Source organism: Salinarchaeum sp. Harcht-Bsk1 (genome assembly GCF_000403645.1).
In the GTDB taxonomy this organism is placed as follows: Archaea; Halobacteriota; Halobacteria; order Halobacteriales; family Salinarchaeaceae; genus Salinarchaeum.
Map to the genome: position 1 here is coordinate 2429322 of NC_021313.1, position 13457 is coordinate 2442778.

23 protein-coding genes and 1 pseudogene are annotated in these 13457 nt (G+C 68.3%); all 24 read left to right on the plus strand.

What is annotated here, in order from left to right; genetic code table 11:
- Nucleotides 1-5 precede the first annotated feature (5 nt).
- The 24 genes and pseudogenes from L593_RS11090 to L593_RS11205 all read left to right on the plus strand — a co-directional run bounded on the left by L593_RS11090 (nt 6) and on the right by L593_RS11205 (nt 13457).
- Nucleotides 6-893, plus strand: coding sequence for a putative RNA uridine N3 methyltransferase (locus tag L593_RS11090; protein ID WP_020447059.1), 888 nt, complete (start codon nt 6-8; stop codon nt 891-893).
- Between the two features lie 4 nt (nt 894-897).
- Nucleotides 898-1911: a 50S ribosomal protein L3 gene (locus L593_RS11095; RefSeq protein ID WP_020447060.1), complete on the plus strand. Its 1014-nt coding sequence runs from the start codon at nt 898-900 to the stop codon at nt 1909-1911.
- 3 nt (nt 1912-1914) lie between these two features.
- The gene (gene rpl4p / locus L593_RS11100; protein WP_020447061.1) at nt 1915-2664 is read left to right on the plus strand and encodes a 50S ribosomal protein L4; all 750 of its coding nucleotides are present in this window, start codon (nt 1915-1917) and stop codon (nt 2662-2664) included.
- A gap of 58 nt (nt 2665-2722) precedes the next feature.
- Nucleotides 2723-2992, plus strand: coding sequence for a 50S ribosomal protein L23 (locus tag L593_RS11105; protein ID WP_020447062.1), 270 nt, complete (start codon nt 2723-2725; stop codon nt 2990-2992).
- Nucleotides 2993-2994: 2 nt separating this feature from the next.
- On the plus strand, nt 2995-3717 hold the full coding sequence (locus L593_RS11110; protein ID WP_020447063.1) for a 50S ribosomal protein L2: 723 nt from the start codon (nt 2995-2997) through the stop codon (nt 3715-3717).
- The gene (locus tag L593_RS11115) at nt 3714-4139 is read left to right on the plus strand and encodes a 30S ribosomal protein S19 (RefSeq protein WP_020447064.1); all 426 of its coding nucleotides are present in this window, start codon (nt 3714-3716) and stop codon (nt 4137-4139) included. Before L593_RS11110 ends, L593_RS11115 begins: the two co-directional genes overlap by 4 nt.
- Before the next feature lie 9 nt (nt 4140-4148).
- Nucleotides 4149-4625: a 50S ribosomal protein L22 gene (locus L593_RS11120; protein ID WP_020447065.1), complete on the plus strand. Its 477-nt coding sequence runs from the start codon at nt 4149-4151 to the stop codon at nt 4623-4625.
- Nucleotides 4625-5614: a 30S ribosomal protein S3 gene (locus tag L593_RS11125; RefSeq protein WP_020447066.1), complete on the plus strand. Its 990-nt coding sequence runs from the start codon at nt 4625-4627 to the stop codon at nt 5612-5614. Before L593_RS11120 ends, L593_RS11125 begins: the two co-directional genes overlap by 1 nt.
- A complete protein-coding gene (rpmC, locus tag L593_RS11130) occupies nt 5611-5820 on the plus strand; it encodes a 50S ribosomal protein L29 (protein WP_020447067.1) in 210 nt (69 codons plus the stop codon). Before L593_RS11125 ends, rpmC begins: the two co-directional genes overlap by 4 nt.
- Nucleotides 5817-6227: a ribonuclease P protein component 1 gene (locus L593_RS11135; protein ID WP_020447068.1), complete on the plus strand. Its 411-nt coding sequence runs from the start codon at nt 5817-5819 to the stop codon at nt 6225-6227. The genes rpmC and L593_RS11135 overlap by 4 nt, the downstream gene beginning before the upstream one ends.
- Nucleotides 6218-6562, plus strand: a pseudogene (locus L593_RS11140) (30S ribosomal protein S17); the annotation flags it as partial. The gene L593_RS11135 and the pseudogene L593_RS11140, both read left to right, overlap by 10 nt.
- Before the next feature lie 2 nt (nt 6563-6564).
- The gene (locus tag L593_RS11145) at nt 6565-6963 is read left to right on the plus strand and encodes a 50S ribosomal protein L14 (protein WP_020447070.1); all 399 of its coding nucleotides are present in this window, start codon (nt 6565-6567) and stop codon (nt 6961-6963) included.
- Between the two features lie 10 nt (nt 6964-6973).
- Complete coding sequence (gene rplX, locus L593_RS11150; RefSeq protein WP_020447071.1) at nt 6974-7336, plus strand: 50S ribosomal protein L24; 363 nt, start codon at nt 6974-6976, stop codon at nt 7334-7336.
- Entirely contained in the window at nt 7333-8133 is an 801-nt protein-coding gene (locus L593_RS11155; protein ID WP_020447072.1) for a 30S ribosomal protein S4e, read from the plus strand. The genes rplX and L593_RS11155 overlap by 4 nt, the downstream gene beginning before the upstream one ends.
- Nucleotides 8130-8648, plus strand: a complete 519-nt coding sequence (locus L593_RS11160; protein ID WP_020447073.1) for a 50S ribosomal protein L5 — start codon at nt 8130-8132, stop codon at nt 8646-8648. Before L593_RS11155 ends, L593_RS11160 begins: the two co-directional genes overlap by 4 nt.
- Nucleotides 8645-8830, plus strand: coding sequence for a 30S ribosomal protein S14 (locus tag L593_RS11165; protein ID WP_020447074.1), 186 nt, complete (start codon nt 8645-8647; stop codon nt 8828-8830). The genes L593_RS11160 and L593_RS11165 overlap by 4 nt, the downstream gene beginning before the upstream one ends.
- 2 nt (nt 8831-8832) lie before the next feature.
- A complete protein-coding gene (locus tag L593_RS11170; protein WP_020447075.1) occupies nt 8833-9225 on the plus strand; it encodes a 30S ribosomal protein S8 in 393 nt (130 codons plus the stop codon).
- Nucleotides 9225-9824 (plus strand): 50S ribosomal protein L6, encoded by a 600-nt coding sequence (locus tag L593_RS11175; protein WP_020447076.1) that lies wholly within the window; start codon nt 9225-9227, stop codon nt 9822-9824. Before L593_RS11170 ends, L593_RS11175 begins: the two co-directional genes overlap by 1 nt.
- Nucleotides 9825-10805: a 50S ribosomal protein L32e gene (locus L593_RS11180; protein ID WP_020447077.1), complete on the plus strand. Its 981-nt coding sequence runs from the start codon at nt 9825-9827 to the stop codon at nt 10803-10805. It abuts the gene before it with no gap.
- A complete protein-coding gene (locus L593_RS11185; RefSeq protein ID WP_020447078.1) occupies nt 10805-11272 on the plus strand; it encodes a 50S ribosomal protein L19e in 468 nt (155 codons plus the stop codon). The genes L593_RS11180 and L593_RS11185 overlap by 1 nt, the downstream gene beginning before the upstream one ends.
- A 1-nt stretch (nt 11273) precedes the next feature.
- Entirely contained in the window at nt 11274-11819 is a 546-nt protein-coding gene (locus L593_RS11190; RefSeq protein ID WP_020447079.1) for a 50S ribosomal protein L18, read from the plus strand.
- Entirely contained in the window at nt 11816-12466 is a 651-nt protein-coding gene (locus L593_RS11195; protein ID WP_020447080.1) for a 30S ribosomal protein S5, read from the plus strand. The genes L593_RS11190 and L593_RS11195 overlap by 4 nt, the downstream gene beginning before the upstream one ends.
- A complete protein-coding gene (rpmD, locus tag L593_RS11200; protein ID WP_020447081.1) occupies nt 12466-12930 on the plus strand; it encodes a 50S ribosomal protein L30 in 465 nt (154 codons plus the stop codon). The genes L593_RS11195 and rpmD overlap by 1 nt, the downstream gene beginning before the upstream one ends.
- A gap of 2 nt (nt 12931-12932) precedes the next feature.
- A complete protein-coding gene (locus tag L593_RS11205) occupies nt 12933-13457 on the plus strand; it encodes an uL15m family ribosomal protein (protein WP_020447082.1) in 525 nt (174 codons plus the stop codon).

Below are 13457 nucleotides of genomic sequence, written 5' to 3' on the forward strand. Positions count from 1 at the left end.
ACGGCATGCACGTCAGCGTACTCGTGCCGTCGTCCCTCGCCCGGGAAGCCGAGGACAAACGCGAGGCAACTCGCAAGCTCGGCTACGTCGCCCGCGCGGCGACGATCTACCGGGTGGATCGCCTGGTCGTCTTCGACGACCCGGCGGGCGAGACCGGCTCGATGGACGGCGGGTTCGTTCGCACCGTGTTGCGGTACGCCGCAACGCCCCCGTACCTCCGAAAGGAGGCCTGGGGGGAACGGGACGAACTGGAGTACGCGGGCGTCCTGCCGCCGCTCCACGCCTCTTCACGGACCGGCTCCGGATCGAGCGGTCCGGGGTCGTTGAGACAGGGTATCGTGACCGAGGTCGGACCTGATGGGCGCGTACGGGTCAATTGCGGCGTGCAACACCCGATCTCCCTGCCGGTTCCCCACGAACGGGACATCGGCGAGGGGGAGCGTGTGACCGTCAGGGTCTCTTCGCGACGACCGGTCCGCGCCAAGATCGTCGACGAGCCCCTCCCGGGCTTCGAGGTTGATCGCGCGGACCTGCCGACGGCCATCGAGGACTCCCGGAACACGTGTCGCATCGCCGCGTCCCGCCACGGGACGCCGCTGACCGCGACCCGACTGACGGACCTCGTCGGACATCTCCAAACCGAGGGGCTCACCCTCGCGCTGGGGGCGCCCGAGCGGGGGCTTCCGGAGATCCTCGACGTCGACGCCGATTCGGTCGACGACTCACCGAGTGCGCTTCGTCGCGCGATCGAGTCGTCAGGCGACGCGGACGTCGACCCCACGCCGGGTGGGTTCGACTGCTGGCTCAACACGATCCCGAACCAAGGCAGTGAGACGGTGCGAACGGAGGAGGCTCTGTTCGCGTCGCTCGCTACCTGCACGCTCACGGAGTGACACAATGCCACAACCCAGCCGACCACGCAAAGGCTCGATGGGGTTCGGTCCACGCAAGCGCGCGGCCTCGGAGGTCCCGCGCTTCAACTCGTGGCCGGACGCCGACGGACAGCCGACGCTGCAGGGCTTCGCCGGGTACAAGGCGGGCATGTCCCACGTCGTGGTGATCAACGACCAGTCTGGCTCCCCCCGCGAAGGGATGGAGGAGACTGTTCCGGTCACCGTCGTGGAGACGCCGCCGATGTACGCGGTCGCGCTGCGAGCGTACGAGGACACACCATACGGACTCCGTCCGACGACGGAGGTCTGGACCGACGACGCGCGCCCCGAACTCGAGCGGGCGCTCGACGTCCCCGAGGGCCACGACTTCGAGGCCCAGGCCGAGGAGCTTCGCGAGCTCGCCGAAAACGGTGAGATCAGTGAGCTGCGAGCGATCACTCACACCTCCCCTGACGAACTCGAAGGCGTCCCCCGGACGACCCCCGACGTGATGGAGACGCGGATCGGCGGCGGTTCGATCGCCGACCGCGTCGACCACGGCGTCGACCTGGTCACCGAGGGCGGCGAGCACTCGATGACCGACGTCTTCCGCGCCGGCGAGTACCTCGACGTCGCGGGCGTCACGAAGGGCAAGGGCACCCAGGGCCCCGTAAAGCGCTGGGGCGTCCAGAAGCGGAAGGGCAAGCACGCACGCCAGGGGTGGCGCCGACGCATCGGCAACCTCGGCCCGTGGAACCCTTCCCGCGTTCGCTCGACGGTCCCCCAGCAGGGACAGACGGGGTACCACCAGCGAACCGAACTGAACAAGCGCCTCGTCGACGCCGGCGACGACGAGGTCACGCCCGAGGGCGGCTTCGTCAACTACGGCGAGGTCGAGGGCAATTACGCACTGGTCAAGGGCTCGCTGCCCGGTCCGGACAAGCGGCTCCTCCGCTTCCGGCCGGCAGTCCGCCCCGGAGACCAGCCGCGCCTCGACCCCGAGGTGCGCCACGTCTCGACGGCATCCAACCAGGGATAATCAATGACGACAGTACACGACCTGGATGGCGAGGCCGCGGGCGAGGTCGACCTTCCGTCGGTGTTCGACGCCGACTACCGGCCCGACCTCATCAAGCGCGCCGTCCTCGCCGCACAGGCAAACCGGACGCAGGACTACGGTGCCGACGACTACGCTGGTCTCCGCACGCCCGCGGAGTCCCAGGGTAGTGGCCGCGGCATGGCTCACGTTCCCCAGCAGAACGGGGTGGCCCGCCGCGTGCCCCAGACCGTCGGTGGCCGTAGCGCACACCCGCCGAAGGCGGAGAAAGATCGCGGTCTCGACGTCAACGACAAGGAGCGCCAGGCGGCGATCCGCTCGGCCATCGCGGCCACCGCGGACGCCGAACGCGTGCGCGAGCGCGGTCACGAGTTCGACGACGAACTCGAGACCCCGATCGTCGTCGACGACGAGTTCGAGGACCTCGTCAAGACCCAGGAGGTCGTTTCTTTCCTGGAGGCGACGGGCCTCGACGCCGACGTCGAGCGCGCCGACGAGGGTCGCTCGATCCGCGCCGGCCAGGGGACGACCCGTGGCCGCCGGACGCAGGAACCCAAGTCGATCCTCTTCGTGACCTCCAGCGAGGCCGGTCCCTCGAAGGCGGCCCGCAATCTCGCGGGCGCCGACGTGGCAACCGCCGCGGAGGTCAACGCCGAGGACCTCGCACCCGGCACGCACGCCGGTCGGCTCACGGTGTACACCGAGGCCGCACTCGAGGAGGTGAGCGAGCGATGAGTTCCGTCGCACGCGAGACGCGCGACGACCTCATCGATCTCACAGGAGGTGAGATGCGATGAGCGCGAACTCCGGGAAGGCAGTGATCAAGCATCCGCTCGTCACCGAGAAGGCGATGAACGACATGGACTTCGAGAACAAGCTCCAGTTCGCGGTTCGCACCGACGCCGCGAAGCCCGAGATTGCCGAGGCCGTCGAGGAGCAGTTCGAAGTCGAGGTCACGTCGGTCAACGCCCACGTGACGATGAAGGGATACAAGAAGGCGATCGTCGAACTCGGCGAGGACTATGACGCCGACGAGGTCGCCTCCCGCATCGGGGTGTTCTAACAATGGGACGACGCATCCGTGGACAGCGGCGAGGACGCGGCGGCTCGGTCTTCCGAGCGCCCTCCCACCGCTACAAGTCCGACAAGCAGCACAAGAAGAACGAAGACGACGACCTGGTCAGCGGCGAGGTCGTCGACATCGAACACGACCCGGCCCGCTCCGCGCCGATCGCCCAGGTCCAGTTCGAGGACGGCGACCAGCGCCTCGTCCTCGCGCCGGAGGGCGTCGGCGTCGGCGACCAGATTCAGGTCGGCATTTCGGCGTCGATCGAGCCCGGCAACACGCTGCCCCTGGCGGAGATCCCGGAGGGCGTGCCGGTCTGTAACGTCGAGTCCAACCCGGGCGACGGCGGGACCTTCGCGCGCGCCAGCGGCGTGAGCGCACGCGTGGTCACGCACGATCGATCCGTTACGGTCGTCCAGCTACCGAGTGGCGAGGTCAAGCGCCTCGACCCCGACTGCCGCGCCACGATCGGCGTGGTCGCGGGCGGTGGCCGGACGGAGAAGCCGATGGTCAAGGCCGGCAACAAGTACCACAAGGTCAAATCGCGCGCGATGACCTGGCCGCGGGTCCGTGGCGTCGCGATGAACGCCGTCGACCACCCGTTCGGTGGCGGCGGACGACAGCACCCGGGGCGCCCGAAGAGCGTCTCCCGGGACGCACCGCCGGGCCGCAAGGTCGGCGACATCGCGTCTCGTCGGACGGGACGAGGTGGTGACGAATGAGTGAATCAGGTTACAGAACCGGTCACGAGGGCGAGTTCACCTTCCGTGGCCACACGCTCGACGAGCTGCAGGACATGAGCGTCGAGGACGTCGCGGAACTGCTCCCCGCACGCCAGCGGCGAAGTATCGAGCGCGGGCTCTCCCCCGAGAAGCAGAAGCTCCTCGAGGACGCCCGCGAGGCCGAGCCCGAGGAGACGGCCCAGTCGCCGCTCCGGACGCACCTGCGCGACATGCCGATCCTGCCCGAGATGGTGAACCTCACGTTCGCCGTCCACGACGGTCAGGACTTCGAGCGCGTCGACGTCGAACCCGAGATGCTCGGTCACTACCTGGGCGAGTTCCAGCAGACCCGGGGCAAGGTCGAGCACGGCCAGGCAGGCATCGGTGCCACCCGGTCCTCGAAGTTCGTACCACTCAAGTGAGGTGACAGGATGGGAATCAGCTACAGCGTGGACGCGGACCCGGACACGACGGCGAAAGCGATGCTCCGGGAGCGCCAGATGAGCCAGAAGCACAGCAAGGCGATCGCCCGCGAGATCAAGGGCCAGACGGCCGAGGACGCGGTTGCGTACCTCGAGGACGTCGTGGCCGGCGAGCAGTCGGTCCCCTTCCGGGAGCACAACAGCGGCGTCGGACACCGATCCGACATCGACGGCTGGGACGCCGGCCGCTACCCGGAGAAGGCCAGCGAGGGCTTCCTCGACCTGCTCGAGAACGCGATCGCGAACGCCGAACACCAGGGATTCGACGGCGAGACGATGGAAATCGTCCACGTCGCCTCCCACAAGGTCGGCGAGACCCAGGGTCGCAAGCCCCGCGCGATGGGGCGGGCGGGCGCCTGGAACTCGCCGGAGGTCGACGTCGAGATCGTGCTCGCCGAGAGCACGGACGACGGAGGTGACGCCTGATGGCGGACGAACACCAGTTCATCGAGGACGGCCTCCAGCGGAGCCAGATCGACGAGTTCTTCGCCGACGAACTGGGTCGCGCCGGCTACGGCGGCATGGACGTCGCCAAGACGCCGATGGGCACCCAGATCGTCCTCAAGGCCGAGAAGCCCGGTATGGTGATCGGCAAGGGCGGTGAGAACATCCGTTCGATCACCACGACTCTCGAGGAGGAGTTCGACCTCGAGGATCCCCAGATCGACGTGCAGGAGGTCGACGAACCGGACCTCAACGCCCGGATCGTCGCCGACCGCCTCGCGAACGCCCTCGAGCGCGGCTGGTACTTCCGCAAGGCCGGCCACACGACGCTCGAGCGGATCATGGACGCGGGCGCGCTCGGTGCGGAGATCGTCCTGTCGGGGAAGGTCACGGGCGCACGTGGCCGCGTCGAGAAGTTCTCCGACGGCTACATCAAGCACAACGGCGAGCCCGCCGAGGAGGTCGTCGACCACGGCCAGGGCGTCGCCGTCATGAAGCTCGGCACGATCGGCGTGACGGTCAAGATCATCCCGCCGGGCGCGGAGCTGCCCGACGACTTCGAGATCGCCGAGGGCGCTTCGACGGAGAGCCTCGAGCCAGAGGAGGCCGAGGCAGGCGTCGAGGAACTGCTCGAGGAGCCCGACGACGAGGACCTCGAGGAACTCGAGGACGCAGCCGCCGACGCCGACGAGGCGACGGGTGAGGCTGACCTCCCCGAAGAAGTCGTCGAGGGCGAGGAGTTCGAGGACCCCGAGATCCCGGATGACGACGACGTCGCCGAGGAGCTCGAGGAACTCGAGGAGTCCGTCGAGGAAGACCTGGACGAGGAGACCGAGGCAGCGGCCGAGGAGCTCGTCGAGGAGATGGAGGAGGCCGACGAGGCCGAATCCGACGACGAGGACACCGAAGCGGACGACGAGGCCGAGAAGGCCGACGCTGACGACGCCGACGAGGAGGGTGACGAGGAATGACCGAGATTCACCCCGTCGAGGTTCGGGACATGACGCCCGCCGAGCGGGAGGCCGAGCTCGAGGAGCTCCAGACGGAGCTGCTCAACGCCAAGGCCGTCCAGGCAGCGGGTGGTGCACCGGAGAACCCTGGCCGCATCAAGGAGCTCCGGCGCGCAGTCGCCCGGATCAAGACGATTCAGCGAGAGGAGGGAGACCTCGACGAATGAGCCTGACGCCCGCGTCGCTTCCCCGACACGAGCTGGTCGGTCTGCCCGTCCGGGTAGCCGACGCCAGCGATTCCGGCATGACCGGTATCGCTGGTCGCGTCGTCGCCGAGACGACGTCGACGCTCTCGATCCGCGGCCACCGCGAGGGGGCCGCCGGCGGGGAGACGCGGGTTCGTCAGGTCCCAAAGCGTGGAACGACGTTCGAATTCGTGCTCACAGATGAAGCTGCCGACGGCGCGAGCTCGCCCAACGAGGGCGCCCGCAAGGGGTCGGGGACTGCGTTCAAACTGGCCGCCGACTCCGCGGCGGCCGGCGAGAGCGCGGCCCACGTTACGGTGGATGGAGCGCGGCTCCACGCGCATCCTGCGGAGCGGACGGAGACACGGAGTGATTCCACATGGCGATAGGATTAGACGTATCAGCGCCTCCGGAGCCAGAGAACCCGGAGGACTACGACTACGAGACGTGTCCGTTCCACGGCGAACTCTCCGTTCGGGGTCAGGTCCTCGAAGGGGAGGTCGTCTCGACGGACATGGATCGGACCGTCGTCGTCCAGCGGGAGTACGACGTCCCGGTCGAGAAGTACGACCGGCTCATGAAGCGTCGCTCCCGGATCCCGGCCCACGTGCCGGGCGTCCTCGAGGGTATCGAGGAGGGCGATACGGTCAAGATTGCAGAGTGTCGACCGCTCTCGAAGACGAAGAGCCACGTCGTGGTCGACGTGGTCAGCGGAGGTGACGCCTGATGGAGGCGCTCAACGCCGACGTCACCCAGGGCCTCGAGAAGGGCTCGATCGTCACCTGTGCCGACAACACCGGCGCACGAGAGCTGAAAGTCATCAGTACCCACGGTTACAGCGGGACGAAGAACCGCCATCCGAAGGCGGGCCTCGGCGACAAGATCACCGTGTCGGTCACCAAGGGGACGCCCGAGATGCGTCGCCAGGTGCTCGAGGCAGTGGTCGTCCGGCAGCGCAAGTCCATCCGGCGACCCGACGGCCAGCGCGTCAAGTTCGAAGACAACGCGGCCGTCATCATCGACGAGAACGAGGAACCCCGCGGAACCGAGATCAAGGGTCCCGTCGCACGCGAGGTCGCCGAGCGGTTCGGCACCATCGCGAGCGCCGCGACGATGATCGTATGAGAGTGATAGTATGAGCAAGCAACCACGCACCCAGCGAAACCAGACCGCGAACGCGGATCTGCACGAGCGCCACGATCAGGTTCGCTCGACGCTCGCCGACGATCTCCGGGAGGAGTACGGCACGCGCCGCGTGCGCGTCAACCAGGGCGACACGGTCGAGGTCATGCGCGGCGACTTCGCCGGCGAGTCCGGCGAGGTGCTGCGCGTCGACCTCAAGGACGCGGTCGTCCACGTCGAGGACGTCACGGTCGAGACCGCCGACGGCGAGGAGGTCCCGCGACCACTCGACGCATCGAACCTCAAGGTCACTGGCCTCGAGGTCGACCGCGATCCCGAGCGAGAATCCCGCATTCGCGGGGAGGACGAAGCATGAGTAACCACCAGAAGCGCCTCTCGGTGCCGAAGTCCTGGCCGGTCGAGCGAAAGACCGAGACGTTCACCGTCAAGGCCGACGCCGGCCCCCACGGCGAGGACGGCGTGCCGCTGGTCGTCCTGCTGCGGGACGTCCTCGGCTACGTCGACTCCCGCAAGGAGGCCCGCTACGCACTCGACGCCGGTTCCGTTCGCGTGAACGGCGACCGCGTCAGCGACGAGGGCCGCCCGATTGGGATGTTCGACATCCTGGCGTTCCTCGAGCGCGAGGAGTACTACCGCGTCTTCCCGGACGAGGGCGGTCGACTCGCCCTCTCCGAGATCGACGAGGAGGCTGCGGGCTCGAAGCTCGGCAAGGTCGTCGGCAAGCGAGACATCGCCGGCGGCGACGTCCAGCTAACCCTCCACGACGGCGAGACGCTCGTCGTCGAGGCCGGGGCGGACTACGCGCCCAAGGACTCCCTGGTCGTCGACAACGAGGACGGCGAGATCGTCGCCCACTTCCCCTACGAGGAGGGCGAACTCGTGACTGCCGTCCGCGGCCAGCACGCCGGCCAGATCGGCGAACTGGAGACGATCGACGTGGCCGCGGGGAGCTCCCCGAACCGCGTCGTCGTCGACGCGCTCGACGGGGAGACCTTCGAGACCGTCGAGGAGTACGTCGTCGTGATCGACGAGAACTTCGTGTCCGACGAGGACGCCTCGGACGAGACCGACGAAGCGGACGAGGCCACTGGCGATTCCGACGCCGACGCGGACGACGAGTCCGCCGAGGACGAGGGAGGTGACGACGAATGAGCCAGTCGGAGTTCCACGAGATGCGCGAGCCGACCGTCGAGAAGGTCGTCGTGCACATGGGCGTCGGCGAGGGCGGTGAGCCGCTCGCGCTGGCCGAGGACATCCTCGGCGAGATAACGAGTCAGCAGCCGGTCCGGACGGTCGCGAAGACCGCCGAGCCGGAGTTCGGGATCCGCGATGGCGACCCCATCGGCGCGAAGGTGACGCTGCGCGGCGAGGACGCCCACGAGTTCCTCGAGACCGCGCTGCCGATCGCCGACGTCTCGAAGCAGCAGTTCGACGACACCGGCAACGTCAGCTTCGGCATCGCCGAGCACACCGAGTTCCCGAGCCAGGAGTACGACCCCTCGATCGGGATCTTCGGGCTCGACGTGACGGTGAACCTCGTTCGACCGGGCTACCGGGTCGCAAAGCGCGACGCGGAGACCCGTTCGATCCCGGCGAACCACCGCCTCGATCCCGAGGACGCCATTGCGTTCGTCGAGTCGACCTACGACGTAGAGGTGACAGCATGAGCGAGAGCGAACAAGACACGTCCCAGGACACGGGCGAGCACGCCGAGAAGCGTACCGGCCAGCTCGAGGCCTGCCGCCGTTGCGGACGCGAGCAGGGCCTCGTCGGCAAGTACGACATCTGGCTGTGCCGACAGTGCTTCCGCGAGATCGCCCGGGACATGGGCTTCAAGAAGTACCGATAACAATGACGGCAGACGATCCACTGGCGAACGCGCTCTCGGGGCTCGACAACGCCGAGAGCGTCGGGCACCTCACCCACGAGGTATCGCCCGCCTCCGAGGAGGTCGGCAGCGTGCTGGAGGTCCTCTACGACCGCGGTTACATCGAGGGCTTCGAGCACGTCGACGACGGCAAGGCCGGTCGCTTCGAGGTCGAACTGAACGGCGCGATCAACGACTGCGGTCCCGTCAAGCCCCGCTACTCCGCGGGTGCCGACGAGTTCGAGAAGTGGGAGAAGCGGTTCCTCCCCGCTCGGGACTACGGCGCCCTCGTCGTGACGACGAGTCACGGGATCATGAGCCACTACGAGGCTCGTGAGGCAGGGGTCGGCGGGCAGGTGATCGCCTACGTATACTAATGCCACGAACAGAACTCCCGATCCCCGAGGACGTCGACGTCGAGATCGACCACCTCGACGTCAGCGTCTCGGGCGACAACGGTAGCGTTTCGCGGCGGCTCTGGTACCCCGACGTCTCGGTCTCCATCGAGACGGTCGAGGTCGTGGCCGACGGCGCCGACGAGTCCGCGGAGGACCCGGACACCGAGTCCGTCGACGCCGTGGTCATCGAGAGCGACGCGGACGACGCCAAGACCATGTCGACGCTGGGCACCTTCGAGTCCCACGTCTCGAACATGTTCCACGGCGTCTCCGACGGCTGGACCTACGAGATGGAAGTGTTCTACAACCACTTCCCGATGCAGGTCTCCGTGGAGGGCGAGGAAGTCGTCATCGAGAACTTCCTCGGCGAGCGCGCCCCGCGACGGGCGCCGATCCACGGCGACGACACCCAGGTCCAGGTCGACGAAGAGGAGATCACCGTCTCCGGCCCCGACAAGGAGGCCGTCGGCCAGACCGCCGCCGACATCGAACAGCTCACGCGAGTGAACGACAAGGACGTTCGCGTCTTCCAGGACGGCGTCTACATCACGCAGAAGCCCAGCAAAGGGGGTGCCTAAATGAGCGACCCATCCAGTATCGAAGACATCGCTGGCGTCGGTGCCAGCAAGGCCGACGCCCTGCGCGAGGCCGGCTACGAGTCCGTCGAGGACGTCAGGGCCGCCTCCGCCGACGACCTCTCCGAGGTCGATGGCATCGGTAACGCACTCGCCGCCCGCATCAAGGACGACGTCGGCGACCTCGAGGTCGACGACGAACCCGAGGGCGACGTCGAGTCCGACGAGTTAGCCTCGGAGGAGGCCGACGAGGAGGACAGTGCCTCCAGCGACGCCGCGGCCGAGGAGGCCGAGGAAGACGACCGCGAACTCGACGACATCAGCGGCGTCGGCGCCAGCAAGGCCGACGCGCTGCGCGACGCGGGCTACACGACGATCCAGGAGGTCCGCGCGGCCAGCCAGTCCGAACTCTCCGACGTGGAGGGCATCGGCAACGCGCTGGCGGCCCGGATCAAGGCCGACGTCGGGGACCTCGACGTCGAGGCCGAGCCGGAAGGCGAGGTCGAGGACGAGGCTCCCGAGGCGGAAGCCGAGGACGTCGAGACCGAACTGCAGCCCCGTGGCCACGCCGACAAGACGCCCGACCTCTCCGACGAGGAGGAGCGCCTCCTCCAGCGTCGGGCCGCCGTGTCCACGCCGCAGTTCAACCGCCAGGACTACCACAAGAAGAAGCGCGTGCCCACTTCCTGGCGCGCGCCCCGCGGCGGGCTCTCGAAGCAGCGCCGCGGCATCAAGGGCAAGGGCGACACCGTCGAGGCGGGCTTCCGCTCGCCCGAGGCGGTCCGCGGTCGCCACCCGAGCGGCTTCGAGGAGGTCCGCGTCCACAACCCGGACGACCTCGAGGGCGTCGACGGCGAGACCGAGGCGGTACGCATCGCCTCCGGCGTCGGCGGTCGCAAGCGCGAGCGCATCGAGGACGAGGCCGAGGAGGCCGGCATCCGCGTGCTCAACCCCACCTACGAGGAAGTCGAGGTGAGCGAGTAATGACCGACCTCAGCGCCCAGAAGCGGCTCGCGGCAGACGTCCTCGACGTCGGCGAGAACCGCGTCTGGCTCGACCCCGAGGAACAGGACGAACTGGTCGACGCCATCACCCGGGAGGACATCCGGGAGCTGGTCGACGAGGGCGTGGTGCGTGCCAAGCCCAAGTCCGGCAACTCCCGTGGCAAAGCCCGCGAGCGCTCCGAGAAGCGCGCGTACGGCCACCAGACCGGGGCCGGCTCCCGCAAGGGAAAGGCCGGCGGCCGCCAGTCCGAGAAAGATCGCTGGAAACGCACCGCGCGTGCCCAGCGACAGACGCTCCGCGAGCTTCGCGACGACGGCGTCCTTACGCCCGCCCAGTACCGCGCACTCTACAACAAGTCGCGCGGGGGCGAGTTCCCCGACGTCCGCCGTCTGCTCAACTTCGCGGAGGACGAATACCAGATCGACGTAGACAGGAGTGAGTACTAGCATGGCAACTGGACCACGATACAACGTTCCGATGCGGCGTCGGCGCGAGGTCCGAACGGACTACCACCAGAGGTTGCGCCTGTTGAAATCCGGCAAGCCCCGACTCGTGGCGCGCACGAGCAACGGGCACGTCAGGGCGCAGCTGGTCACAACCGGACCCGACGGCGACGAGACTGTCGTGAGCGCACATTCCGCGGACCTGGCCGAGTACGGCTGGGAGGCTCCGACCGGGAACCTTCCGAGCGCGTACCTGACTGGGCTCCTCGCGGGAACCCGTGCGGTCGACGAAGGCATCGAGGAGGCCGTGCTCGACATCGGCCTGAACAGCCCCACACCGGGTAGCAAGGTGTTCGCGATCCAGGAGGGCGCGATCGACGCGGGCCTGGAGATTCCCCACAACGAGGCGGTGCTTCCCGACTGGGAGCGCAACCGCGGGGAGCACATCGCCGAGTACGCCGAACAGCTCGACGAGCCGCTCTACAGCGGCGAGTTCGACGCGGCGGACCTGCCCGAGCACTTCGACGAACTTCGCGAGGAGCTGCTATGAGTGGAGACAACTACAACGACGACGGCTGGGAACCGGTCACCCGGCTCGGCCGGCAGGTCCAGGAGGGCGAAATCGACACGATGGAGGACGCCCTCAACTCGGGACTCCCGCTGAAGGAGCCCGAGGTGACCGACCGGCTCCTGCCCGGGCTGGAAGACGAGGTGCTGGACATCAACATGGTCCAGCGGATGACCGACTCCGGACGACGCGTGAAGTTCCGCTGCGTCGTCGCGATCGGCAACCGCGACGGCTACGTCGGCTACGCGGAAGGCCGCGACGACCAGGTCGGCGCGGCGATCCAGAAGGCCATCGAGATCGCGAAGCTGAACATCATCGACGTCTCGCGGGGCTGTGGATCCTGGGAGTGTGGCTGTGGCCGTCCCCACACGGTCGCGCTGCGCACCGAGGGCAAGGCCGGCTCCGTCACCGTCGAACTCCAGCCCGCACCGCGCGGTCTGGGCCTCGCCGGCGGCGAGACGCCCCGCAAGGTGCTCGAGCTCGCCGGCATCGAGGACGCGTGGACGGAGGCCAGTGGGAACACCCGCACCACCGTCAACTTCGCGAAGGCGACGTTCAACGCGCTCCGGAAGACCGCGGAGGCCCGCGTTCCCGAGTACGCCTTCGAACAGCGCGAGGTGATCGAGTGATGTACGCGGTCGTCCAGCTCCGCGGCGAGGTCAACGTCTCCGAGGACGTCGTCGACACCCTCGAGATGCTGAACCTCCACCACGTCAACCACGCGACGCTCGTCCCCGCGACGGAGACCTACGAGGGGATGATCACGAAGGTCCACGACGTCGTCGCCCACGGCGAGCCGTCCGAGGAGGTCGTCGCCACGCTACTCCGTACCCGTGGCGAGCCCCTCGAGGGCGACGCCGACACCGACGACGAGTGGATCGACGAGCACACCGACTACGACGACGCCGACGACCTGGCCGCAGCGCTGGTCGCCGAGGAGACGACCCTCCGCGAGGAAGGGATGTCCCCGGTCCTGCGCCTGCACCCGCCCCGTGGCGGTCACGAGGGCATCAAGCAGCCCACGTCGACGGGCGGCCAGCTCGGCGTTCACAGCACGGAGCAGATCGACGAGCTGCTCACCGCGATGCGATAACAATGACGAGCAAGAAACGACGCCAGCGCGGCTCCCGCACGCACGGCGGCGGTACCCACAAGAATCGGCGTGGGGCCGGCCACCGCGGCGGTCGGGGTCGCGCGGGCCGCGACAAGCACGAGTTCCACAACTACGAGCCGCTGGGCAAGCACGGCTTCAGCCGACCCCAGTCCGTCCAGGAGGAGGTCCTCGAGATCAACGCCTCCAAGCTCGACGAGGACGCCGCGCTGTACGCGGCGGAGGGCCTCGCCGAGGAGACCGACGGCGGCTACGAGCTCGACGCTCGCGAGATCGTCGAGGACGGCTTCGAAGCTGACGCGGTGAAGGTCCTCGGCGGCGGGCAGGTCCGCGGGGAGCTGACCGTCGTCGCCGACGCGTTCTCCGCGAGCGCACGTGGCCTCATCGAGGAGGCCGGCGGCGAGGCCGTCCTCTCCGAGCGCGCCGAGACCGCCGAGGACGAGGACGGCGACGCCGACGAGGCGGCCGCCGAATCAGAAGACGTATCACCGGAGTCCGACGGGGACTAA

What these genes read in the sequence shown, in the direction of transcription:
- L593_RS11175 (WP_020447076.1), top strand. Translation starts at nt 9,225, where the DNA reads ATGCCACGAACAGAACTCCCGATCCCCGAGGACGTCGACGTCGAGATC.
- L593_RS11190 (WP_020447079.1), top strand. Translation starts at nt 11,274, where the DNA reads ATGGCAACTGGACCACGATACAACGTTCCGATGCGGCGTCGGCGCGAG.
- rpmC (WP_020447067.1), top strand. Translation starts at nt 5,611, where the DNA reads ATGACCGAGATTCACCCCGTCGAGGTTCGGGACATGACGCCCGCCGAG.
- rpl4p (WP_020447061.1), top strand. Translation starts at nt 1,915, where the DNA reads ATGACGACAGTACACGACCTGGATGGCGAGGCCGCGGGCGAGGTCGAC.
- L593_RS11185 (WP_020447078.1), top strand. Translation starts at nt 10,805, where the DNA reads ATGACCGACCTCAGCGCCCAGAAGCGGCTCGCGGCAGACGTCCTCGAC.
- L593_RS11160 (WP_020447073.1), top strand. Translation starts at nt 8,130, where the DNA reads ATGAGCCAGTCGGAGTTCCACGAGATGCGCGAGCCGACCGTCGAGAAG.
- L593_RS11095 (WP_020447060.1), top strand. Translation starts at nt 898, where the DNA reads ATGCCACAACCCAGCCGACCACGCAAAGGCTCGATGGGGTTCGGTCCA.
- L593_RS11155 (WP_020447072.1), top strand. Translation starts at nt 7,333, where the DNA reads ATGAGTAACCACCAGAAGCGCCTCTCGGTGCCGAAGTCCTGGCCGGTC.
- L593_RS11180 (WP_020447077.1), top strand. Translation starts at nt 9,825, where the DNA reads ATGAGCGACCCATCCAGTATCGAAGACATCGCTGGCGTCGGTGCCAGC.
- L593_RS11205 (WP_020447082.1), top strand. Translation starts at nt 12,933, where the DNA reads ATGACGAGCAAGAAACGACGCCAGCGCGGCTCCCGCACGCACGGCGGC.
- L593_RS11145 (WP_020447070.1), top strand. Translation starts at nt 6,565, where the DNA reads ATGGAGGCGCTCAACGCCGACGTCACCCAGGGCCTCGAGAAGGGCTCG.
- L593_RS11110 (WP_020447063.1), top strand. Translation starts at nt 2,995, where the DNA reads ATGGGACGACGCATCCGTGGACAGCGGCGAGGACGCGGCGGCTCGGTC.
- L593_RS11135 (WP_020447068.1), top strand. Translation starts at nt 5,817, where the DNA reads ATGAGCCTGACGCCCGCGTCGCTTCCCCGACACGAGCTGGTCGGTCTG.
- L593_RS11120 (WP_020447065.1), top strand. Translation starts at nt 4,149, where the DNA reads ATGGGAATCAGCTACAGCGTGGACGCGGACCCGGACACGACGGCGAAA.
- L593_RS11170 (WP_020447075.1), top strand. Translation starts at nt 8,833, where the DNA reads ATGACGGCAGACGATCCACTGGCGAACGCGCTCTCGGGGCTCGACAAC.
- L593_RS11105 (WP_020447062.1), top strand. Translation starts at nt 2,723, where the DNA reads ATGAGCGCGAACTCCGGGAAGGCAGTGATCAAGCATCCGCTCGTCACC.
- rpmD (WP_020447081.1), top strand. Translation starts at nt 12,466, where the DNA reads ATGTACGCGGTCGTCCAGCTCCGCGGCGAGGTCAACGTCTCCGAGGAC.
- L593_RS11125 (WP_020447066.1), top strand. Translation starts at nt 4,625, where the DNA reads ATGGCGGACGAACACCAGTTCATCGAGGACGGCCTCCAGCGGAGCCAG.
- L593_RS11195 (WP_020447080.1), top strand. Translation starts at nt 11,816, where the DNA reads ATGAGTGGAGACAACTACAACGACGACGGCTGGGAACCGGTCACCCGG.
- L593_RS11165 (WP_020447074.1), top strand. Translation starts at nt 8,645, where the DNA reads ATGAGCGAGAGCGAACAAGACACGTCCCAGGACACGGGCGAGCACGCC.
- rplX (WP_020447071.1), top strand. Translation starts at nt 6,974, where the DNA reads ATGAGCAAGCAACCACGCACCCAGCGAAACCAGACCGCGAACGCGGAT.
- L593_RS11090 (WP_020447059.1), top strand. Translation starts at nt 6, where the DNA reads ATGCACGTCAGCGTACTCGTGCCGTCGTCCCTCGCCCGGGAAGCCGAG.
- L593_RS11115 (WP_020447064.1), top strand. Translation starts at nt 3,714, where the DNA reads ATGAGTGAATCAGGTTACAGAACCGGTCACGAGGGCGAGTTCACCTTC.